This window comes from Spongiactinospora sp. TRM90649 (assembly GCF_029382225.1).
GTDB lineage: Bacteria > Actinomycetota > Actinomycetes > Streptosporangiales > Streptosporangiaceae > Spongiactinospora.
In genome coordinates this window covers 26,792-48,123 of record NZ_JARLTC010000023.1, presented here as the reverse complement: position 1 = coordinate 48,123, position 21,332 = coordinate 26,792, and the positions used below count along the sequence as shown (strand labels likewise).

Sequence of the window (21,332 nt, the reverse complement as noted above, 5' to 3'; positions counted from 1 at the left end):
CACACCTGTGGCGGGGCGTTTGATAACCTGAGAGCCCGTGGGTACGGGAGGCCGCCCATCCAACGGCCGACGATCCAGACGACCACGGGAGCCCTTCTTGCGCAGCGCCGCACACACCAAGCATCTGTTCGTCACCGGCGGCGTCGCCTCCAGTCTCGGCAAGGGGCTCACCGCCTCCAGCCTCGGGCGCCTACTGAAGCTCCGCGGGCTGCGGGTGACCATGCAGAAACTCGACCCCTACCTCAACGTCGACCCCGGCACGATGAACCCCTTCCAGCACGGAGAGGTCTTCGTCACCGACGACGGCGCGGAGACCGACCTCGACGTGGGCCACTACGAGCGGTTCCTCGACACCGAGCTGCACGGCTCGGCCAACGTGACCACCGGGCAGGTCTATTCCAACGTCATCGCCAAGGAGCGCCGGGGCGAGTACCTCGGCGACACCGTGCAGGTGATTCCGCACATCACCAACGAGATCAAGGACCGGATCCGGGGCATGGCGGGCCCCGACGTCGATGTCGTCATCACCGAGGTCGGCGGCACGGTCGGCGACATCGAGTCACTGCCGTTCCTGGAGGCCGTCCGCCAGGTGCGCCACGAGGTCGGCAGGGACAACTGCTTCTTCCTGCACGTCTCGCTGCTGCCCTACATCGGGCCCAGCGGCGAGCTGAAGACCAAGCCGACCCAGCACAGCGTGGCCGCCCTGCGCAGCATCGGCATCCAGCCGGACGCCATCGTGTGCCGCTCCGACCGCCCGATCACCACCAGCCTCAAGCGCAAGATCAGCCTGATGTGCGACGTCGACGAGGACGCCGTGGTGAGCGCGGTCGACGCCGCGAGCATCTACGACATCCCGAAGGTGCTGCACGCCGAGGGGCTCGACGCGTACGTGGTGCGCCGTCTCGGCCTGCCGTTCCGCGACGTCGACTGGAAGGAGTGGGACCAGCTCCTGCGCCGGGTGCACCGTCCGGCCAAGGAGGTCACGATCGCGCTGGTCGGCAAGTACATCGACCTGCCCGACGCCTACCTGAGCGTCACCGAGGCGCTGCGCGCGGGCGGCTTCGCCAACGACGCCAGGGTCAACATCCGCTGGGTCAAAAGCGATGACTGCGAGACGGACGAGGGCGCGGCCCGCGAGCTCGACGGCGTGGACGGCGTGCTCATCCCCGGCGGGTTCGGGGTGCGCGGCATCGAAGGCAAGGTGGGCGCGGTGCGCCACGCCCGGGAGAACATGATCCCGCTGCTCGGCATCTGCCTGGGCATGCAGTGCATGATCATCGAGGTGGCCCGTTCGCTGGCCGGGCTGCCCGGCGCCAACAGCGCCGAGTTCGTGCCCGACACCGTGCACTCGGTCGTCTCCACCATGGCCGACCAGGAGGACGTGGTCGCGGGCGAGCGCGACATGGGCGGCACGATGCGCCTCGGCCTCTACCCGGCCAACCTGGAGGAGGGCACGCTGGCCCGCAAGCTGTACGGCAAGGCCCGCGTCGAGGAGCGCCACCGGCACCGCTACGAGGTGGCCAACGCCTACCGCGACCGGCTGGAGAAGGTCGGCATGGTCTTCTCCGGGCTGTCCCCCGACGGCCGCCTGGTGGAGTACGCCGAGCTGCCCCCCGGCACGCACCCCTTCTTCGTCGGAACCCAGGCCCACCCCGAGTTCCGCTCCCGCCCGACCCGCCCGCACCCGCTGTTCAAGGGCCTGATCGCCGCCGCGCTGGACTTCGCCGACGAGCGTAGCGCCGCGGCCAAGGCGGGCAGCGGCGCCTGACCCGTCACGCCGCGCGGCGGGGAATCGGACGGACCGATTCCCCGCCGCGTGGCCGTTGTCCGCCGTATCTGGCAGCATGCTCCGAGTAACCCCCCGACTGCACTCGAAGGCGAGCCGATGGCCGGTGCGACGCGTGTTTTCATCTGCTACAAGAAGCTGCTCGCCTACGAGGAGTCGGGGCAGCGCGTCGTGCAGAAGAACACCGCCGCCGAGACCCTGCATTTCGTACTCGCCCAGGACCCGGGCTACGACCCGTGGGTGGACAACGCCAGAATCGTCCCGGGCATGGCCTGGGAGACCGAGATCTACCAGCGCATCCTGTCCAGCGACGTCCTGCTCGTCCTGATCGGCCGGGGCACCGCCGAGTCCGAGTGGGTGCGCAGGGAAGTGGCCATGGCCACCGCGCTCGGCCTGTCGATCGTCCCCGTCGGCTTCGACATGACCGACCGGCAGATGGCCGACGAGACCACCGCGCTGAACATCGGCCACCTGCAGTGGGTGCTGCTGCGCGACATCTCCCCGGCCCGCGCCCAGCCGCTGCTGGCCGAGCTGCGCGACCCGCTGGCGCGGGCGGCGGCGGCCACCGTCGAGCAGCAGCGGCTCACGCTCGCGCCGCTCTTGGCGCGTCAGCGCGCGGTCCGCACGCCCGCGCTCGACCGGCAGCGGGCGGCCTCCTTCGACCTGTACCCGGCCACCGGGATGCGCCTGCACGTCGCGGCGGGAGACATCGAGAAGGTCCGCAACGTCGACGTCTTCGTCAACCCGGAGAACGATTACATGCAGATGGCGCGCTTCTTCGAGAGCCGCACCATCTCCTCCATCCTGCGCAGGCGCGGGCAGGCCGACCGCCGTCAGGGCTACCACGACACCATCCAGCAGGAACTCGACTGGCAGTTGCGCGACCGGTCCCGGCCGGTGCAGGCGTCGGAGGTGTTCCCCACCAGCGCGGGCGGGCCGCGCAGCGACCTGGCCAGGATCAACAGGGGCCGGGTCATCCTGCACGTCGCCGCCGTCCAGGCGGTGGCGGCGGAGAGCCGGGTGATCCCCTACAAGCACCCCCGCCAGATCGAGTCGTCGGTGCGGTCGGTCCTGGCCGCGATGGGCGACCTGATCCGCACCTCCTGTGTGATCTCACCCGACGGCACCGACCAGCGGGCCGACCAGGAGCGCCTGGCGGCGGCCGGGGGCGGCGGGGTGGAGAGCGTGATCTTCCCGCTGCTCGGCACCGGCCAGGGCGGCGCCGACACCGCGGAGGTGGTCGGCCCGATGATCGACGGCATGCTCGGCTTTCTCTCAGAGGAGGACGACGGCACGGTCGCCGACGCGCTGCGCGACGTCTACATCGCCGCGCTCTACCAGGAGGACGTCGACATCGTGACCGAGGTCCTGGGCTCGCGGCTGGGTTCGTGATCTATCACGCTAAGCTGGTCGAATGGGGGAAGGCGACATGTCACGGCAGCGAACGGCGTCCGCGCGGGCCACGGTCACACGCGGCGACACCGCCGCGGAGGACGTGCGTGACCGGCCGGAGGCGTGGGAGGTCGTCGCCTCCGCGGAGCCCGTCCGCCTGAACATCCTCACGCTGCGCACCGACGAGGTGCGGATGCCCGAGGGCGACACCGCGAGGCGCGACTACGTCCGCCACCCCGGCTCGGTCGGCGTCCTGGCCATCGACGACGACCAGCGGGTCCTGCTGATCCGGCAGTACCGCCACCCGGTCAGGTCGCTGCTGTGGGAGATCCCGGCGGGGCTGCGCGACATCCCCGGCGAGCCGCTGCTCGACTGCGCCCGGCGCGAACTCGCCGAGGAGACCGGGCACCGCGCCGACACCTGGCACCTGCTGCTCGACCTGCTCGTCTCGCCGGGCGCGTCCGACGAGCGCATCCGCATCTTCCTGGCGCGCGGGCTCATGCCGATCCCCGAGGGCGAACTCGACTACGTACGCCGCCACGAGGAGGCCGACATCCGGCTCGCGGCCGTGCCGCTCGCCGAGGCGGCGGGAAAGGTCCTATCGGGAATGATCCACAATTCCTCGGCCGTGGCCGGTATTCTCGCCGCGTACGCGGCCTCCGCCGACGGGTTCGCCTCTCTGCGGCCCGCCGACGCCCCGGAGGCCTGAGAGCACGGAGGGGGGCCGGGCGCCCTGAGCGATACGGAGACTGTTCTCTCCAGCTACCTCGACCATCTGGCGGTCGAGCGCGGACTGGCCGCCAACACGCTCGCCTCCTATCGCCGTGACCTGCAGCGATACGTCGAGCATCTGAAGACGCGCGGCCGTACCCGGTTCCGCGACGTCGCCGAGTCCGACGTCGTGGCGTTCCTGGCCGCGCTGCGCGAGGGCGACGAGCGGCACCGGGCGCTGGTGGCCAGCTCGACCGCGCGCGCAGTGTCGGCGGTGCGGGGCCTGCACCGCTTCGCGCTGCGCGAGGGCGTCGCCGGGCACGACCCGGCGCACGAGGTGCGCCCGCCGCGCCAGCTCCGCAGGCTGCCCAAGGCCATCTCCGTGCAGGAGGTCGAGCGGCTGATCGCCGCCGCCGGCCCCGACGGCCAGCCGCTGACCCTGCGCAACCGCGCGCTGCTCGAACTGCTCTACGGCACCGGCGCGCGCATCTCCGAGGCGGTCGGCCTGGCCGTGGACGACGCGGAGCCCGACCAGGTGCGCCTGCGCGGCAAGGGCGGGCGCACCCGCGTCGTGCCGCTCGGCCGCTACGCCAGGCAGGCGCTCGACGCCTACCTCGTGCGGGCCCGCCCCATCCTCTCCTCGCACGGCCGGGGCACCTCGGCGCTGTTCCTCAACGCGCGCGGCGGCAGGCTGACCCGCCAGGGGGCGTGGGAGGTGCTCCAGGCGGCGGCCGAACGCGCCGGTCTTGCCGGGGTGTCTCCGCATATGTTGCGACATTCGTTCGCAACGCACCTCCTCGACGGCGGCGCGGACGTTAGGGTTGTCCAGGAGCTGCTCGGCCACGCCTCGGTCACGACCACCCAGGTCTACACCTTGGTCACGGTCGACAAGCTCCGGGAGGTCTACGCCGCCGCGCACCCCCGCGCCCGGCGCTAGATCGTTATCGAGACGTTTGAGACGCTTGCCAATCGGGCGTAGCCGGGCGTGCCGCCTTGCCGCATACGTGCTGACGCCATAGTGTCCGTCCGGACGGTCCGGTTCGAGGCCGTCAGGGAGGTTCAACTGGTGACTGTGACCACCGACGGTTCCAGCCGGAGGGCGACCCCCGGCGCCAGCCCCGACAACCCGTGGGGCGATTCCAAGACCGCCGCGTCCACGGCGGCGGGCGGGATCCTCGGCCCGACCGGTCGGCCGAGGCCGGTGTTCCCCGCGCCGCCGGTGCGTACCACCCACGGGCCCGCCAGGGTGGTCGCGATGGTCAACCAGAAGGGCGGGGTGGGCAAGACCACCACGACCATCAACCTCGGCGCGGCGCTGGCCGAGTGCGGGCTGCGGGTCCTGCTGGTCGACTTCGACCCCCAGGGCGCGCTCTCCGTCGGGCTCGGCATCAACCCGCTCCAGCTCGACATGACGATCTACAACCTGCTCATGGAGCGCGGCGTCGATCCCGAGGAGGTCCTGCTGAAGACCTCCGTCGACGGCATGGACCTGCTACCCAGCAACATCGACCTGTCGGCGGCCGAGGTCCAGCTCGTCACCGAGGTCGCCCGCGAGCAGGTGCTCGGCCGCGTGATCAAGCCGCTGCTGCCCGACTACGACGTCTGCCTGATCGACTGCCAGCCGTCCCTGGGCCTGCTCACCATCAACGCGCTGACCTGCGCCCACGGCGTCATCGTGCCGCTTGAGTGCGAGTTCTTCGCGCTGCGCGGCGTCGCGCTGCTGATGGACACGATCACCAAGGTGCAGGAGCGGCTCAACGCCGACCTGGAGATCGAGGGCCTGCTCGCCACCATGTACGACGCGCGCACCCTGCACGGCCGCGAGGTGCTGGCGCGGGTGGTCGAGGCGTTCGACGAGAAGGTCTTCCACACGGTCATCAACCGCACCGTGCGCTTCCCCGACGCCACGGTCGCCGGCGAGCCCATCACGATCTTCGACTCCTCCTCCCTGGGCGCCAGCGCCTACCGCGAGCTGGCCCGTGAAGTCCTCGCCCGCTGGCCGGAGCCCGCCGCCTGACGCCCGCGCGCGGCGCGGCCGCCGGGATCGACGGTCGGGGGGACAATGACGGGGTGACCGAGGAGCAGACCACCAGGCCCGACGCCTTCCAGGTTCATCTGGACGTCTTCGAGGGCCCCTTCGACCTGCTCCTGGGGCTGATCGCCAAGCACAAGCTCGACATCACCGAGGTGTCCCTGCACAAGGTCACCGACGAGTTCATCTCCTACATCCGCTCCAGGGGCCCGGAGTGGGACCTCGACCAGACCAGCCACTTCCTGCTGGTCGCCGCCACCCTGCTCGACCTGAAGGCGGCGCGGCTGCTGCCGTCCGGCGAGGTCGAGGACGAAGAGGACCTCGCCCTGCTGGAGGCGCGCGACCTGCTGTTCGCCCGGCTGCTGCAGTACCGCGCATACAAGGAGGTCGCCAAGGTCTTCTCCGGGCGGATGGCCGCCGAGGCGCTGCGCTTCCCCCGCCTGGTCCCGATGGAGCCCGAATTCGCCGGTCTGCTGCCCGAACTGGTGCTCGGCATCGGCCCCGAACAGCTCGCGAGGATCGCCGCGAAGGCGATGCGGCCGAAGGCGCCGCCGTCGGTCTCGGTGGCCCACATCTATCAACCGCTGGCCAGCGTGCGCGAGCAGGCGGCTATCCTTGTGCGGCGGCTGCGGCGCGTTCGCCGGGCCACGTTCCGGGTCCTGACCTCCGACTGCGCGGGCACCTTCGAGATCGTCGCGCGTTTCCTCGCGGTCCTGGAGCTCTATCGCGAGGCGGCCGTCACCTTCGAGCAGGTCGAGCCGCTGGGCGAACTGCACGTGCAATGGACGGGCACCGACGACGGAGACGTCGCCGTGGCCGACGACTACGACGAGAGCGCCGAGAAGAAGCCCGATGAGTGAGCCGATCAACGACGCGGCGCCGGCCGAGCACGACGACGGCGCCGCGCCTGGCGAGCCTCCGCTCGCCGCGGCCCTTGAAGCGATCCTGCTCGTCGTGGACGAGCCGGTGCCCGAGATCACGCTGGCCCAGGTCCTGGAACGCCCCACCCACGAGATCGCCGAGGCCCTGCGCGGGCTCGCGGCGGAATACTCGGCGGCCGGACGGGGTTTCGATCTGCGAGAGGTCGCGGGCGGCTGGCGTTACTACACGCGGGCCGAGTGCGCCCCCGTCGTGGAGCGTTTCGTCCGCGACGGCCAGCAGACCCGCCTCACCCAGGCGGCGCTGGAGACCCTGTCCGTGGTGGCCTACCGCCAGCCGGTGAGCCGGGCCAGGATCTCGGCCATCCGCGGCGTGAACAGCGACGGGGTCATGCGGACCCTCGTCGCCAGAGGGCTGGTCGAAGAGGCCGGCACCGATCCGGAGAGCCAAGCCGTGCTCTACCGGACCACTTCCTACTTCCTCGAACGGCTGGGCCTGCGCGACCTCGGCGAACTTCCCGAGCTGGCGCCCTTCCTGCCGGAGGACGTGGAGAACCTGGAGGAGAGCAAGTGAACGACAGACGCACCCCGTCCGGTGATGGACGCGGTCGGCGTTCAGGGGCCCGTGGCGGCCCCGGCAGCGGCGGCGACGCCGGGCGCGGATCCTTCCGCGCGTCCCGCGGCGGCTCCAGAGACGGATACGGCACGCCGTACTCCGGCAGGCGGGAGTCCGACCGCGGCACCAGGTCCTCGGGCCCCAGAGGCCCCCGTCAGGACCCCAGAGACACCCCGCGCGACGACCGCCGCTCCCAGGGCGGCTACGGTTCGCGCGACGATCGGCGTCCGAGCGACGACCGGCGTTCGTCCGGTGGGTACGGTTCCCGTGACGATCGGCGTTCCTCGGGTGGTTATGGCTCCCATGATGACCGCCGCCCCGCCCGTTCCTCCGGCCCGCGTGACGACTTCCGCCCGCGTGACGACCGGCGTTCCTCGGGCGGTTACGGTTCCCGTGACGACCGGCGTTCCTCCGGTGGTTACGGTTCCCGTGACGACCAGCGGTCGTCGGGTGGCTATGGCTCTCGTGACGACCGCCGTCCGGCCCGTTCCTCCGGCCCGCGCGACGACTACCGTCCCCGTGACGACCACCGGCAGCGCGACGACCGGCGTTCCTCCGGTGGCTATGGCTCTCGTGACGACCGGCCGCGTGGCGGGTGGGGGTCGCGAGACGAGGTGCGCACGATCGGGGGCAGGCCCGAGGGCTCCCGCTCCCGGTTCGGGCGTCCCGGCGGCGAGGGCCGCGAGCGGCCCGTGCGCGGCGAGCGGTCCGGCCGTCCCGACTCGGCGGCGCGCGCCGACCGGCGCGGGCGTCCCGAGCGGCCGGCCCAGCGCTCCTATGAGCGACCTTCCGATCGCAGGCCCGAGCGGGCCTCCGGCGAGGGCTTCAAGAGCGCCCAGCAGCCGATCCGCGACCGCGCCCTGTTCCCCGACGGCTACACCGACGAGCGCGACACCACCGAGGTCCCCGACGGCACCCGGCTGCAGAAGGTCCTCGCCCAGGCGGGCGTGGCCAGCAGGCGGGCCTGCGAGGAGATGATCGGCGAGGGCCGGGTCACCGTGGACGGCCAGGTGGTCCGCAGGTTCGGCGCCAGGGTCGATCCCGCGAAGCAGATCATCCACGTGGACGGCAAGCGCGTCCCCACCGCCCCCGACCTCGTCTACTTCGCGATCAACAAGCCGATCGGCGTGGTCAGCACCATGTCCGACCCCGAGGGACGCCCGTCCCTGGCCGACTACGTGGTCGACCGCCAGGAGCGGCTGTTCCACGTCGGCCGTCTCGACACCGAGACCGAGGGCCTGATCCTGCTCACCAACGACGGCGAGCTGGCCAACCGGCTCACCCACCCCAGCTACGGCGTGCGGAAGAAGTACTGGGCCAAGGTGAACGGCACCATCGAGCGCGGCCTGGGCCGCATCCTGCGCGACGGCGTCGAGCTGGAGGACGGCATCGCCAAGGCCGACGACTTCAAGATCGTCCAGGAGCACGGCCAGCAGGCGCTCGTGGAGATCGTGCTGCACGAGGGCCGCAAGCACATCGTGCGGCGCATGCTCGCCGAGGTCGGCCACTCGGTCATCGACCTGGCGAGGATCGAGTTCGGACCGGTCAAGATGGGCCGTCTGAAGAGCGGGACGCTGCGTGCCCTCACGCTGACGGAGATCGGCGAACTGTATGCTGCTGTCGGGCTGTAGCCTTCCCGGCACGGCCCGTGCGCTGCCGAATCGGGGCGCTTCGAGAAGGGGATGAACGATGGTGCGGGCGATCCGCGGTGCGACACAGATCGATTCCGACGACCGGGAGGCGATCCTGTCAGCGGTCACCGAACTGGTCTCCGAGGTGATGTCGCGCAACGAGCTGACCACCGACGACGTGATCAGTGTGATCTTCACCTCGACGCCCGACCTCACCTCGGAGTTCCCCGCGCTGGCCGCGCGCAAGCTGGGCTTCCACGACGTACCGCTGATCTGCGCGTCGGAGATCGACGTCCCCGGCGCGCTGCCCCGCGTGGTGCGGCTGATGGCCCACGTGGAGAGCGACCGGCCGCGCCAGCAGATCCATCACGTCTACCTGCGGGGCGCGGTCGCGCTCCGCGTGGACATCGCCCAGTAGATCGCCCAACAGATCGCTCAGTAGATTCCAGTAAATCCAGTACATCCAGTAGAGCAGCGAACAGATCATGATGAGCACGACATGCCGTTCCTCGCGGATCCTCGCCCGGCGGGCGGCCCGATGAGCGGCCTGGAGCGGGTGCTGGTGGTCGGCACCGGGCTGATCGGCACCTCCATCGCCCTCGCGCTGCGCGAGCACGGGGTCGAGGTCCATCTCGCCGACCTCGATCCGCGTGCCGCGCGCCTGGCCAGCGAGCTGGGCGCGGGCCTGGAGTGGTCCGCGCAGGAGGGCGCGCCCGCCGCCGACCTCGCGGTGATCGCGGTCCCGCCGCAGTACGTGGCGGCCGAGCTGCTCGCGCTGCAGCGGCGCGGTGCCGCCCGCTACTACACCGACGTGGCCAGCGTGAAGGCGCTGCCGCTGGCGGAGGCGGAGCGGCTCGGGTGCGACCTCGGCGACTACGTGGCCGGGCATCCGCTCGCGGGCCGTGAGAGGTCGGGTCCGGCGGCGGCCAGGGCCGATCTGTTCCTCGGGCGGCCCTGGGCGTACTGCCCGACCGACGAGACCTCTCCCGCGGCCGTCGACACGCTCCTCGCGCTGATCAAGCTCTGCGGGGCCGAGGCGGTCAGGGTCGGCGCGGAGGAGCACGACCGTGCCGTCGCGGTCGTGTCGCACGCGCCCCACGTCACGGCGGCGGCGGTGGCCGCCCGGCTGGCCGAGGCGCCGGAGACCGCGCTCGGCCTGGCCGGTCAGGGGGTCCGCGACGTCACCCGCATCGCCGCGGGCGATCCGGCGCTGTGGACGGGCATTCTGTCCGGCAACGCGCTTCCGGTGGCGAACGTGCTGGAGGCCGTGGCGGCCGACCTCGCCGCGGCGGCGGCGGCGCTCCGCGAGGCGGCCGAGCCCGGCCGGCGAGCGGAGGAGGGCGCGGATCCCATGGGAATGCCCTGGGTGACCGCGCTGCTGGAACGCGGCGTGGCCGGCACCGACCGGATTCCCGGCAAGCACGGTGGCCCGGCGAGCGTCTACACCGTCATTCAGGTGATCATCGGAGACCGTCCGGGCGAGCTGGCCCGGCTGTTCCAGGCGGCCGAGGAGGCCGGGGTCAACATCGAGGACGTCCGGCTGGAGCACGCCCCCGGGCTGCCGCTGGGCGCCGCCGAGCTGTTCGTGCAGCCGCAGGCGGCGGCCGCGCTGGCCGAGGCGTTGCGCGCGAACGGCTGGCACCTGCCCTGACGGACCGTTTTGAGCCCGGGCGCCGATCGCCCGGGCTTTTCGCGCGCCGAGGTGGTAACGTTGTTACCAAAGAACAACGACGTTACCTTTCGGAGGTCCTCGTGCCGAGTGCCGTCCAGACCCCTTTCCGAGGCGGGTACGTCCCCGTCACCGAGGAGATCACCGCGTTCGACCTGCCGGTCACGGGCACCCTGCCCGACCGGCTGAACGGGCGCTTCCTGCGCAACGGCCCCAATCCGCTGAACCTCGAAGAGCCGAACCAGCACCTGTTCACCGGCGAGGGCATGGTGCACGGCGTGCGCCTGCGCGACGGCAGGGCCGAGTGGTACCGCAACCGCTGGGTACGCTCCGACGCCGTGGCGCTGAGCCTGGGGGAGACCCCGCGCCCCGGCCCCCGCTTCGAGGGCATGGACTTCGCGGCCAACACCCACGTGATCGGCCACGCGGGCCGCACCCTGGCCCTGGTGGAGGCCGGGTTCCCCGCGGTGGAACTGACGTACGAGCTGGACACGGTCGGCCGGTGCGACTTCGGGGGCTCGCTGCCGGGCGGCTTCACCGCGCACTCCAAGCTCGATCCGCGCACCGGTGAGCTGCACGCGGTCTGCTACTACTTCGGGCGTCCCGACGTCGTCCAGCACGTGGTGGCGGACGCGGCGGGGCGGGTCGTGCGGGCGGTGGACGTCGCCGTCGAGGACGGGCCGATGATGCACGACTTCGGGCTCACCGACCGGTACGTGGTGCTGTACGACCTGCCGGTCACGTTCAGCGTGGCGGCCCTGGAGGCGGGGATCCGCATGCCGTACGCCTGGGACGACCGGCACCCGGCGCGGGTCGGGCTGCTGCCCCGTGACGGCGACGGGGCGCGGGTGCGCTGGTTCGAGGTCGATCCCTGCTGGGTCTTCCACACGCTCAACGCCTACGAGGACGGCGATCGCGTGGTGGTCGACGTGGTGGCCTACGACCGGCTGTTCGTGGACGCCAGGCTCGACGCGGGCGGCCCTCCGGCCCTGGACCGCTGGGTGCTCGACACCGCCACCGGTAAGGCGGTACGAACCCGCCTGGACGACCGCAACCAGGAGTTCCCGCGGATCGACGACCGCAGGACGGCCCGGCAGCACCGGTACGGCTACACCGTGGTCACCGAGGAGCTGCGGGCGCAACTGCCGCGCGGCGCCGATGATCTCGAAGACCTGCCGCCGGAGGCGTTCGGCGCGGCGCTGCTCAAGCACGACCTGCGGACGGGCGGCCACGAGGCGCACCGATTCCCGCGCGACGCGTACGCGGGGGAGCCGGTCTTCGTGCCCGCAGATCCCAGCTCAAGCGAGGAAGGCGTAGAAGACGACGGATATGTCATGACCTACGTCCATAACCCCGATCGTGGGGCCGCCGACCTGGTCATTCTCTCCGCCCAGGACTTCGAGGGCGACCCGGTCGCCACGGTGCACCTCCCGGCACGGGTGCCGCTGGGCTTTCACGGCGGATTCATTCCCGACACGCACTGAGCGAAACAGGATTGACAAAACAGGCTTTTACGTAAAAGCTTGCTCTTGTAATGAAGGACGTCATCTACCTGGACCGGCTGGAGCAGGCCGAGGCGCTGCTCAAACCCGTGCGCGTGGAGGTGCTCCGCCGGCTCGCCGAGCCGCGCTCCTGCACCGAGGTGGCCAGGGAACTCGGCCAGACTCCGCAGCGGGTCTACTACCACGTCAAGCAGCTCGTCGCGGTCGGCCTGGCCGAGCAGGTCGGCGAACGCCGGGTGCGCGGCATCAGTGAGGGCGTCTACCAGGCGGTGGCCCGCTCCTACTGGTTGTCGCCCGCGCTCGTCGGCCGGATCGGCCCGCGCCGCTCCGAGGACCGGCTCAGCCTGGGATACGTGCTGAGCCTGGTCGAGGAGGTCCAGGCCGACATCGCCAGGATCGACCGCACCGCCACCGACCTGCCCTCACTGGGCATCTCCGGCGAGGTCTGCCTGGCGGAGGAGCGCCGCCCGGAGTTCCTGGCCGATCTGGGCGAGGCCATGCGCGGCCTGTTCGAGAAGTACGGCGGAGCGGAGGGCTCCACGTTCCGGGTCGCCCTCGTCTGCTACCCCGTCACCGACCAGCCCGCCGCCGAAACCTCGAACGCTCCGAAAGACCGGTAGCCTCGTCTGCGAACACATCGCTGAGCGCAAGGAGAGGCCGTGACCGGACTCGTCGTCGCCATGGACGGTCCTTCCGGATCGGGCAAGTCCAGCGCTTCCCGAGGCGTCGCCAGGGCGCTGGGGCTTCGCTACCTCGACACGGGGGCGATGTACCGCGCGGTCACCTGGTGGATGCTCCGGCACGACGCCGACCTCACCGACCCGGCGGCGATCGCCGCCCGCGCCGCCGACCCGGTGCTCGCCATCGGCACCGACCCCGACGCGCCCACCGTCCACGTGGACGGAACCGACGTCGCCGCCCCGATCCGCGAGGCGAAGGTCACCGCCGCCGTCTCGGCGGTCAGCGCCGTACCCGAGATCCGCGCCCGGCTGGTCGCCGAGCAGCGGGCCGTCATCGGCTCTGGCGACATCGTGGTCGAAGGCCGCGACATCGGCACCGTGGTGGCCCCTGCCGCGCAGGTCAAGATCTACCTGACGGCCAGCGCCGAGGCCCGGGCCCTCCGCCGTACGGCGGAGCTGAGCGGCACCACCGTGGAGGCCCAGCGGGCCGCCATGGCCACGCGTGACGCGCTCGACTCCACCCGCAAGGCCGACCCCCTGGCGAAGGCCGGTGACGCGGTCGAGCTCGACACCACGGCCCTCACCCTCGACGAAGTGATCGCCGAGGTCCTGCGACTGGTAAAGGAAAGAACGTGACGGGGGAGCAGTTCGACGAGGGCTGGGTGGAGTTCGACCTCGGCGACGAGCCTGACGAGACCACCGAGCGGGACGCCGCGGAGGAAGAGGCCGCCTCGGGCCCGCTGCCGGTGGTGGCCGTGGTCGGCCGTCCGAACGTCGGCAAGTCCACCCTGGTCAACCGCATCATCGGCCGCCGGGAGGCGGTCGTGGAAGACGTGCCGGGAGTGACCCGTGACCGGGTCACCTACGAGGCCACCTGGCGTGGCCGCAGGTTCACCGTCGTCGATACCGGCGGCTGGGACCCCGACGCCACCGGCATGGCGCTGCGCATCGCCGACCAGGCCCAGGTGGCGGTCGAGCTGGCCGACGTGATCCTGTTCGTCACCGACGCCACCGTCGGCATCACCGACGCCGACGAGGCCGTCGCCCGCGTGCTGCGGCGCTCCGGCAAGCCCGTGGTCCTGGCCGCCAACAAGGTCGACGACCAGCGCATGGAGCTTGAGGCCGGGGCGCTTTGGTCGCTCGGCATCGGCGCCCCGCAGCCGGTCTCCGCGCTGCACGGGCGCGCCAGCGGCGACCTCCTCGACTCCATCCTCGACGCTCTGCCAGAGGCCCCGGCGCAGCGTTTCGGCGCCGAGCGCGGCCCCCGCAGGATCGCCCTGGTGGGCAAGCCCAACGTGGGCAAGTCCTCGCTGCTGAACAAGCTGGCGGGCGAGGAGCGCGCGCTGGTCGACCCGATGGCGGGCACCACCCGCGACCCGGTCGACGAGCTGGTCGAGCTGGGCGGGAAGACCTGGCGCTTCATCGACACCGCGGGCATCCGCCGCCGCGACCGCGAGCTGCAGGGCGCCGACTTCTACGCCAGCCTGCGCACCCGCGCCGCGCTCGAACGCTCCGAGGTCGCGGTCGTCCTGATCGACGCCTCCGACCCGCTGACCGAGCAGGACCTCCGGATCATCTCCCTGGTCATCGAGACCGGCCGGTGCGTGGTCGTGGCGTTCAACAAGTGGGACCTCGTCGACGAGGATCGCCGCTACTACCTGGAGCGGGAGATCGACCGCCAGCTCGTCCGCATTCCGTGGGCGCTGCGGGTCAACATCTCCGCCAAGACCGGCCGCCACGTCGACCGCCTGGTCCCGGCCATCGAGCGAGCCCTCGAATCCTGGTCCACCCGGGTCCCCACGAGCAGGCTCAACGCCTTCCTCACCGAGCTCGTCCAGGCCACCCCGCCGCCGGTCCGGGGCGGCAAGCAGCCGAAGATCCTCTTCGCCACCCAGGCGTCGGTCGACCCGCCGAAGTTCGTGCTGTTCACCTCGGGCTTCCTTGAGGAGACCTATCGCCGGTTCATCGAGCGCCGCCTGCGGGAAGAGTTCGGTTTCGCCGGTTCCCCGATCGACATCAGCATGAAGATCCGCGAAAAGCGCTTCGCCAAAAAGCGGTGAATTAACTCCCGGAATTCTGTGGTGCGATATTATATTTGCGGCTGAAGTGGCCGCAGGTGTACTTTCCTCTGGGCCTGGCACGGTGGCCGGGAATGAGTTCCGCCCGGGGGTTTTCATGAGAACGTCGTTACGGGTCGCCGCTTCGGTGGCCGCCACCGGAACATCGCTCGCCGCCGCGGCGTGCGGCGTCAGCGGGGAAGACCTCCGGCGGTCACTGGACTTGAGGGCGGATCCCGGCCGGATCCGCGCGGAGGCGCCGTTCGCCGGTTCCAAGGCGGAGAAGTTCGGCGACGGCGCGGCGGCGATCGTGCCGCCGAAGGCCGCGAAGACCGGCGTCTTCTCCAGGAAAGACGTCGCCGCCGCCTACCAGACGACGAAGAAGGTCCTGGTGGGCGCCTACCTCGACCGGGCCACGCTGCTCGGCGGCAAGCCGAGCGCCTACGCAATGGCCCTGATGCCCGAGCAGCGCAAGGACTTCCTGAAGTTCCTCGACCACAAGGACGTGAAGAAGGACACGCGCAGCTCGGTGCTGACCTTCGGCAAGGGCGAGGCCGAGCTCGTCGGCGACGTCATAAAGGTCGAGGGGAAGATGTCGGCCGCGCCGAGAAAAGATGAGGACGGCCTGCCCGAACTCCGGGTGACCTACGCCTACCGTTTCGTGTACGCGGTCCGCAAACCCGGCACCGATCAGATCGTCCGTGTGATGGCCTACGACAAGGGCATGGTGGATTTCTGGCGGGACACCCCCGGAGGTCCGCTGCGGCACTGGATCATGGGTTCCGACCAATCCTGGTACGCGGGCGTGAAATGCACCGACGACCGCTTCCTGCACCCGGCCTATGCCAATGAGGGCGGAGGATCCGGTCTGGTGCAGGACGCCTACAACGACGACTCCGAAGCCGCCGGCGACTGCGGGAGCGTCGACGAAATCTGACCCGCCGTGCCGCCTGTCGGCCGCCCGCCCCGTTTCGACCTGCGAGAATGGACGGCCCAGCGGGTGACGAGCGGTCGAGGGACGATGCCGGAGTTCGGGGCGATGCACGCCGACGTGCGCGGAGCGCTCGCCGCGGCCGGGTGGCGCCCCGGCAGACGCACCGACGCGGCCGTCTGGATCGACCCGCTGGCCGTCGGCGGCCACCCGGTCAGCCCGCTCGCGCGCGAGGTGCTCGCGGCGCTGGGCGGGCTGGTGATCGAGCCGGTGGGCGGCGGCAGGTTCGTCAACCCCGAGCCGTTCAACGTCGATCCGCTGTCGGCGGGTTCGTCGGGGCGCAAGATGGGCGAGGAGCTGGAGACCCTGCTCGGCGGAAGCTTCTGCCCCGTCGGCGAGTGGCTGAGCTACTCCACCGTGTTCCTGGAGGCGGGCGGCCGGATGGTCGCCTGCGGGCTCGGCTGGATCTGGGAGCTGGGTGCGACCTTCGAGGAGGGCCTGGAGCTGGCCGTGCGCGCGCACCGGCCGCTGGTGTGCCTGCACGCCGACGCCGGCCTGGGCCCCTGGCCCTGAGCCTCACTCCGGGTGGTTGCCCGACGCGTGGCCCGCGTCGAACGGCGTCGTGACGCCCCGGTAGCCGAAGTGGAAGGTCATACCGAGCTTGGCATGGCCGAGGTCGTGGCAGTGCGACATCCAGATGCCCGGATTGTCGGCGCGCAGCGCCACCACCCACACCTCTCCCGGCGCCACGTCGAAGGTGTCCATCCACAGCGGCGAGCCGGTCGCGGGCACGCCGTTCCTGGACAGCACCAGCACCTGGTGGCCGTGCGGGTGCATCGGATGGGTGTCCCTGCTCCGGTTCACCACGGTGATCCGCAGCAGCTCCCCCTCGTCCACCAGCGGCGCGTCGATGTCCGGCCACACCCGCCCGTTGACCGTGTGCGCGTAGGCGGGGACGCCGTCGAGCATGGCCAGGCCCCGGTCCAGGACCCAGGTCAGCTCCCGGTCGAACCGTGACGGCGGGCCGTCCGGGCCGGGGCGGCCGTAGGCGGTGATGTCGAGCAGCGGCCCGCGCGCGGGGGCCGGATCCGGGCCCGAGCCGGGGCCCGGCGTGACGATCAGCCCCGCGTCGGCGCGGCCGTCCACGGAGATCGAGACGGGGGTCCGGGGCATGGTGAAGGTCACGTCGTAGCGACCGCCCGCGGCCAGCGGGAGCCGCTGGTCCCGCAGTTCGCCGGGCTCGTTCAGGTCGCGTCCGTCCACCGCCGCCAGCCGGTACGGCACGCCGCCGCCGACTCCGATCACCCTCGGCACGTTGTCCGTCGCCACGACCCGCAGCCGCACCGGAGTGCCCGCCGCCGCCGTGAGCCTGGCCTGCCCGTCCACGGGCGGCTGCTCGTCCACCGCGACCGTGAGCGCGCCGCCATAGGTGTGCAGCATCACCGTGTGGTCCCCGGCGGCCGGCCGGGCGTCGCGCGGGGTGACCACCAGCGCGCCGAACAGCCCCATCCGCACGGCGGGGTCGGAGAGGTCGTGACTGTGGTACCAGTAGGTGCCCGCCTGTCCGGCGCGGAAGCGGTAGACGAACTCCCCGCCGTACGGCACGGCGTCCTGCGTCACCCCGGCCACGCCGTCCTCACCGGCGGGCACGGGGTAGCCGTGCCAGTGCAGGGTCACACCGATCCCGGGGACGCGGTTGCGCAGCCGCACCTCGACCAGGTCGCCCTGGCGGACCCGCAACAGGGGCCCCGGGCTGCGGCCGTTGAAGGCCCACGCGGCGACCCGCCGTCCGGACGGCAGGCCGATCCGGGTCTCGGCCGCGGTCAGCGTGAACCGGCGATCCGCTTTCCCGGAGGGGCCGCGCAGATCGGTGATCGGCACGGTTTCCGGCACTGTTCTCGGTGCCGGGACGGCCGGAGCGGTCTGGGCCGTCCTCGGATGGTGCGAGCCGAGGTTGAAGCCGGCGGGCACCCGGCTCGACCAGGCCGCCCCGGCGCCCCACACCAGCGCGAAGCACAGCACGGCCACCCCGCCCGCCACGCTCCACCGCCGGGGCGTGCGCGCGGGGACGGTGAGCGTGCGCCAGGTCAGCCCGGTCGCGGCGGCCACCAGGGCGGCGATCACGGTCGCCGCAAGCGGTTCGACGGGATAGGACATGGTGAGCGCCACCACGACCCCGGCGGGCGCGCCGTACGCGGCGGCCACCACGGGCAGCGGCGCAGGGCGGCGCGGACCGGCCTCCCGGCCCAGGGCCGGGCCGATCAGGCGGGGGAGGGTCAGGACGGCGGCGAACAGCGCCGGCCCCGCCACGAGCGGGAGGGCGAGCGTCGCCTTCTCGGCCACGAACCACCAGCCCGACCCGGCGAGCGCGGCGATCAGCGCCCCGCGCAGCGCCGTGGCCAGCAGTGCGCCGATCAGCAGCCCGGCCGCCGCCCTCGCGTGCCCGCGCGTCTCCGCTCCGGTGGCCCGCGCCGCCGACACGGTGAACGTGGCCGCCGCCGGCCACAGCAGGGCGGCCAGCGCGAGCGCCAGATGGTCCAGGGCGAGCAGGCTGCCTGTGCTCATCGGCCGGTCAGTGCGTCTCGGCGTGGGCCTGCGGGGCGGTCGCCGCCGGGGCCTGGGCGGCGCCCGAGGCCAGCGCCCTGGCGCCCTGGAACGCCCGCACGGACGCCAGCAGCAGCACCAGCCCGAGGATGGCGTGGAAGCCCATCGCGACGTGGGCGCCGGTGGTGGTCTGCTCGGCGGTGAAGCCGAACAGCTCGGCCACCGGGAAGACCACGAAGAGCTGCGCGATCACGACCAGGACGGGGGTGACGCTCCACCAGATCATCCGCCCGCCCGCCCTGGCGATCGCCGCGACGACGGTGACGACCAGGCCGAGCAGAGGGATGATCATCGTGCCGTTGATCACGTGCGGCTCCAGCGCGCCCATCGAGCCCCCGGCGGGAATGGGACGCTGGAACGCGCCGAAGGTGGCGAAGTAGAACTGCGCGATGACCGCGACGAGCTGAAGGGTGGCCAGAGCCAGGAAGGCCTTGCGCATGGACGGGCTCCTAACGAGCACGGTTCTCGAAATGTGCTCGTTCACGATGACGTCCGCGACTTGGAACTCTCTTGTCTACGACTGGTGCGGACGCCGATCGCCGCGCGGCGCCAGCAGCGCCAGCACCGCGGCCACGGCGCACAGCACGGCGGTGAGCATGAAGATCTCGGTGTACTCGGTGTGCAGCGCCGCCCGCACCTGCGCCTCGTACTCCAGCACCAGGCGCTTGTACTCGTCCGGGTCGACGCCGAACGGCAGCGGCGTGTCCAGCGTCGCGGTAAGCGACCTGAAGCGGTAGAAACCCCACGCGGAGAGCCCGGCGATGCCGAGCAGCATGCCCATCATCCGGGCGACGACCACCGCCGCCGAGGCGACGCCGTGCTCGGCCGCCGGGCACGCCCGCAGGATGGCCGAGGAGGCGGGGGCGATCACCAGCCCCAGCCCGGCCCCGGCCAGGATCAGGTCGAGGTCCATCCGGGTCGCGGCGGCGGCCAGGTCGAGCGGCCACTGCCCGATCCGGAGATATCCGGCGGCGGCCAGGGCCAGCCCGCCCGCCGCGACCAGCCGTTCGCCCAGCCACCTGGCCAGGAGCCCGCCGAGCAGCGCGGTGACCGCCAGCGCCACCAGGAACCTGGACAGCACCAGCGCGCCGCCGACGGCGTCGAGGCGCAGCAGCGTCTGCGCGGTGAGCTGCACGTCGACCAGGGTGACCAGCAGTGCCGCGCCGGTCAGGAAGCTCACCGCGAGCCAGATCAGGAACGGCCGCCGGGTCGTCCGCGAGAGGTCGATCAGGCGGGTCCTGGCGCGGATCTCCCACACCACGAACGCCACCCCGGCGGCCACGCCCGCGATGACCAGCGGCGGCCCCCACGGCGGCAGCACCGCCCGCTCGGGCTCGGGGTTGTACAGCCCGGCGACCAGCAGGCCCAGCGCCAGCGCCAGCAGCAGCCCGCCCACGACGTCGGTGCGCGGCGGCGGGGCCTCGTCGTGGCCTGGCTTGGGCCGGCCGGAACCGGACGGCACGGCCAGCCACACGGCCACCGCCGCGACCGCCGACAGCGGCACGTTCACCCAGAAGATGCCCCGCCAGCCGATCAGCGACGCCAGCCCCGCGCCGTACAGCGGCCCGAGGACGCTGCCCAGCTCCTGGGCGGCGCCGACCGCGCCGAGCGCCACCGGCCGCGCGTGCTCGTCCCACAGGTCGGCGACCAGGGCCATGGTGATGGGCAGCAGCGCGCCGCCCGCGACGCCCTGCAGCGTGCGGCCCGCGACCAGCGGCGGCACCGAGGTGGCCAGCGCCGTCAGCGCCGACCCGGCGGCGAACCCGGCCAGGCACAGCAGGATGAGCGGACGCCTGCCGTAGCGGTCGGAGAGCCTGCCGAGCAGCGGCATCGCGGCCACGTAGCCGAGCAGGAACCCGGTGACCACCGGGGTGGCCCGCTCCAGCCGGTTCAGCGGCACCCCGACGTCGGCGGCGATGTCGACCAGGACGGTGACCACCACGTAGGCGTCGAGCGCGGCGAGCAGCACGGCCAGGCCGCCCATGCCGAGCGCCAGGCCGCGGCGGGAACGCACCGGAGGACCGCCCGTGGCGGCCGGGATGGTCTCGGAGCCGGGCGGGCCGGAAGGGACGGTCACTTCGGCGGGGTCACCTGGACGGGCACGTCGTAGTCGCGCAGGGTCACGATCACCTTGCCCGCGTTCTCGCCCTGGCCCAGCGGCAGGCTCGCCTTCACCAGGCGGCCACTGGCCTTGTCGACCCACAGGGTGGCGTCGGAGCCCTGGTCGATGCCCGGCACGAACGCCGACAGCGCCTGCTTGGACAGCGACGCGGCGACCCGGTAGGCGGCGACGTCTCCCACGGTCTCCTCGGCCTGGGTGCTGGCCTTGGTGGAGGAGGCCAGCAGCGCCGGGACGCCCTTGGCCGGATCGAGGATGGCCGAGGGGTCGTAGAACGCGGCGAGCTGCTGCCTGGTCATCTTCTGGTAGCCGCCGGTCGGGCCTTTGAAGTGCACGGTGTCGCCGAGCAGCACGAACGCCAGCTCCTGCAGGCTGCCGAGTACCTCGACCTGGACGGTGCCGTCGCCGTCACCGGTGGCGGTGAGCCTGCCGTCGGCCTTGCGCACCGGCACCGGCGGCCTGCCCTCGGTCTCGATGGCGAACGCCGCGCTCTTGACCGTGCGCATCGCCGCCGAGGACTTCTTCAGCACCTCGTCGCCCGAGGGCAGCGCGGCCGAGGACCCGGCGGCCCCGCCGCCGGTGCAGCCGGCGAGTACGGCCAGCGACGACATGAACGCGAGGCAGAGCGCGAAGGCCCGCATCGGAATCCCCCCGGAACGGCGAAGCCACATGGCCGGGATCGTAGTCACCCGGGCGGTGGGGGCGCGACCGGCTCGCGGAATCA

At 72.1% G+C, this 21,332-nt stretch carries 20 protein-coding genes; 16 read left to right on the top strand and 4 right to left on the bottom strand.

The window, feature by feature from the left end; genetic code table 11:
* The first annotated feature begins 97 nt into the window (after window positions 1-97).
* From P3X83_RS25320 to P3X83_RS25245, 16 genes are all read left to right on the top strand, one after another.
* Window positions 98-1,768, top strand: coding sequence for a CTP synthase (locus P3X83_RS25320; protein ID WP_277307699.1), 1,671 nt, complete (start codon window positions 98-100; stop codon window positions 1,766-1,768).
* Window positions 1,769-1,885: 117 nt separating this feature from the next.
* Window positions 1,886-3,178, top strand: a complete 1,293-nt coding sequence (locus P3X83_RS25315) for a TIR domain-containing protein (protein ID WP_277307698.1) — start codon at window positions 1,886-1,888, stop codon at window positions 3,176-3,178.
* 37 nt (window positions 3,179-3,215) lie between these two features.
* The gene (locus P3X83_RS25310) at window positions 3,216-3,887 is read left to right on the top strand and encodes an NUDIX hydrolase (protein ID WP_277307697.1); all 672 of its coding nucleotides are present in this window, start codon (window positions 3,216-3,218) and stop codon (window positions 3,885-3,887) included.
* A 24-nt stretch (window positions 3,888-3,911) separates the two neighbouring features.
* Window positions 3,912-4,826 (top strand): site-specific tyrosine recombinase XerD, encoded by a 915-nt coding sequence (gene xerD, locus P3X83_RS25305; RefSeq protein ID WP_277307713.1) that lies wholly within the window; start codon window positions 3,912-3,914, stop codon window positions 4,824-4,826.
* A 234-nt stretch (window positions 4,827-5,060) separates the two neighbouring features.
* Window positions 5,061-5,906: a ParA family protein gene (locus tag P3X83_RS25300; protein WP_277307712.1), complete on the top strand. Its 846-nt coding sequence runs from the start codon at window positions 5,061-5,063 to the stop codon at window positions 5,904-5,906.
* A gap of 53 nt (window positions 5,907-5,959) precedes the next feature.
* Entirely contained in the window at window positions 5,960-6,781 is an 822-nt protein-coding gene (locus P3X83_RS25295; protein WP_277307696.1) for a segregation/condensation protein A, read from the top strand.
* Window positions 6,774-7,373 (top strand): SMC-Scp complex subunit ScpB, encoded by a 600-nt coding sequence (scpB, locus tag P3X83_RS25290; RefSeq protein WP_277307695.1) that lies wholly within the window; start codon window positions 6,774-6,776, stop codon window positions 7,371-7,373. The genes P3X83_RS25295 and scpB overlap by 8 nt, the downstream gene beginning before the upstream one ends.
* On the top strand, window positions 7,370-9,046 hold the full coding sequence (locus tag P3X83_RS25285) for a pseudouridine synthase (protein ID WP_277307694.1): 1,677 nt from the start codon (window positions 7,370-7,372) through the stop codon (window positions 9,044-9,046). Before scpB ends, P3X83_RS25285 begins: the two co-directional genes overlap by 4 nt.
* Before the next feature lie 58 nt (window positions 9,047-9,104).
* Window positions 9,105-9,464, top strand: coding sequence for a chorismate mutase (gene aroH, locus P3X83_RS25280; protein WP_277307693.1), 360 nt, complete (start codon window positions 9,105-9,107; stop codon window positions 9,462-9,464).
* Window positions 9,465-9,545: 81 nt separating this feature from the next.
* Window positions 9,546-10,697, top strand: a complete 1,152-nt coding sequence (locus P3X83_RS25275) for a prephenate dehydrogenase (RefSeq protein WP_277307692.1) — start codon at window positions 9,546-9,548, stop codon at window positions 10,695-10,697.
* A gap of 101 nt (window positions 10,698-10,798) precedes the next feature.
* Window positions 10,799-12,199 carry a carotenoid oxygenase family protein gene (locus tag P3X83_RS25270; RefSeq protein ID WP_277307691.1) on the top strand — a complete coding sequence of 467 codons (1,401 nt, stop codon included), beginning with the start codon at window positions 10,799-10,801 and terminating at the stop codon, window positions 12,197-12,199.
* A 50-nt stretch (window positions 12,200-12,249) separates the two neighbouring features.
* Window positions 12,250-12,837 carry a helix-turn-helix domain-containing protein gene (locus tag P3X83_RS25265; protein WP_277307690.1) on the top strand — a complete coding sequence of 196 codons (588 nt, stop codon included), beginning with the start codon at window positions 12,250-12,252 and terminating at the stop codon, window positions 12,835-12,837.
* 60 nt (window positions 12,838-12,897) lie between these two features.
* Window positions 12,898-13,533 (top strand): (d)CMP kinase, encoded by a 636-nt coding sequence (gene cmk, locus P3X83_RS25260; RefSeq protein WP_346742747.1) that lies wholly within the window; start codon window positions 12,898-12,900, stop codon window positions 13,531-13,533.
* Window positions 13,530-14,957: a ribosome biogenesis GTPase Der gene (gene der, locus P3X83_RS25255; protein WP_277307688.1), complete on the top strand. Its 1,428-nt coding sequence runs from the start codon at window positions 13,530-13,532 to the stop codon at window positions 14,955-14,957. Before cmk ends, der begins: the two co-directional genes overlap by 4 nt.
* A 115-nt stretch (window positions 14,958-15,072) precedes the next feature.
* Window positions 15,073-15,891 carry a hypothetical protein gene (locus P3X83_RS25250; RefSeq protein ID WP_277307687.1) on the top strand — a complete coding sequence of 273 codons (819 nt, stop codon included), beginning with the start codon at window positions 15,073-15,075 and terminating at the stop codon, window positions 15,889-15,891.
* A gap of 84 nt (window positions 15,892-15,975) precedes the next feature.
* Window positions 15,976-16,458, top strand: coding sequence for an SUKH-3 domain-containing protein (locus tag P3X83_RS25245; RefSeq protein WP_277307686.1), 483 nt, complete (start codon window positions 15,976-15,978; stop codon window positions 16,456-16,458).
* Between the two features lie 3 nt (window positions 16,459-16,461).
* On the opposite strand, the gene P3X83_RS25240 is transcribed toward P3X83_RS25245, so the two are convergent.
* The 4 genes from P3X83_RS25240 to P3X83_RS25225 all read right to left on the bottom strand — a co-directional run bounded on the left by P3X83_RS25240 (window position 16,462) and on the right by P3X83_RS25225 (window position 21,279).
* Entirely contained in the window at window positions 16,462-18,450 is a 1,989-nt protein-coding gene (locus tag P3X83_RS25240) for a multicopper oxidase family protein (RefSeq protein WP_277307685.1), read from the bottom strand.
* Between the two features lie 7 nt (window positions 18,451-18,457).
* Window positions 18,458-18,928: a DUF6220 domain-containing protein gene (locus P3X83_RS25235; protein WP_277307684.1), complete on the bottom strand. Its 471-nt coding sequence runs from the start codon at window positions 18,926-18,928 to the stop codon at window positions 18,458-18,460.
* A gap of 75 nt (window positions 18,929-19,003) precedes the next feature.
* Window positions 19,004-20,566 carry an MFS transporter gene (locus P3X83_RS25230; protein WP_346742746.1) on the bottom strand — a complete coding sequence of 521 codons (1,563 nt, stop codon included), beginning with the start codon at window positions 20,564-20,566 and terminating at the stop codon, window positions 19,004-19,006.
* On the bottom strand, window positions 20,563-21,279 hold the full coding sequence (locus P3X83_RS25225) for an LppX_LprAFG lipoprotein (RefSeq protein ID WP_277307683.1): 717 nt from the start codon (window positions 21,277-21,279) through the stop codon (window positions 20,563-20,565). The genes P3X83_RS25230 and P3X83_RS25225 overlap by 4 nt, the downstream gene beginning before the upstream one ends.
* Window positions 21,280-21,332 lie beyond the last annotated feature (53 nt).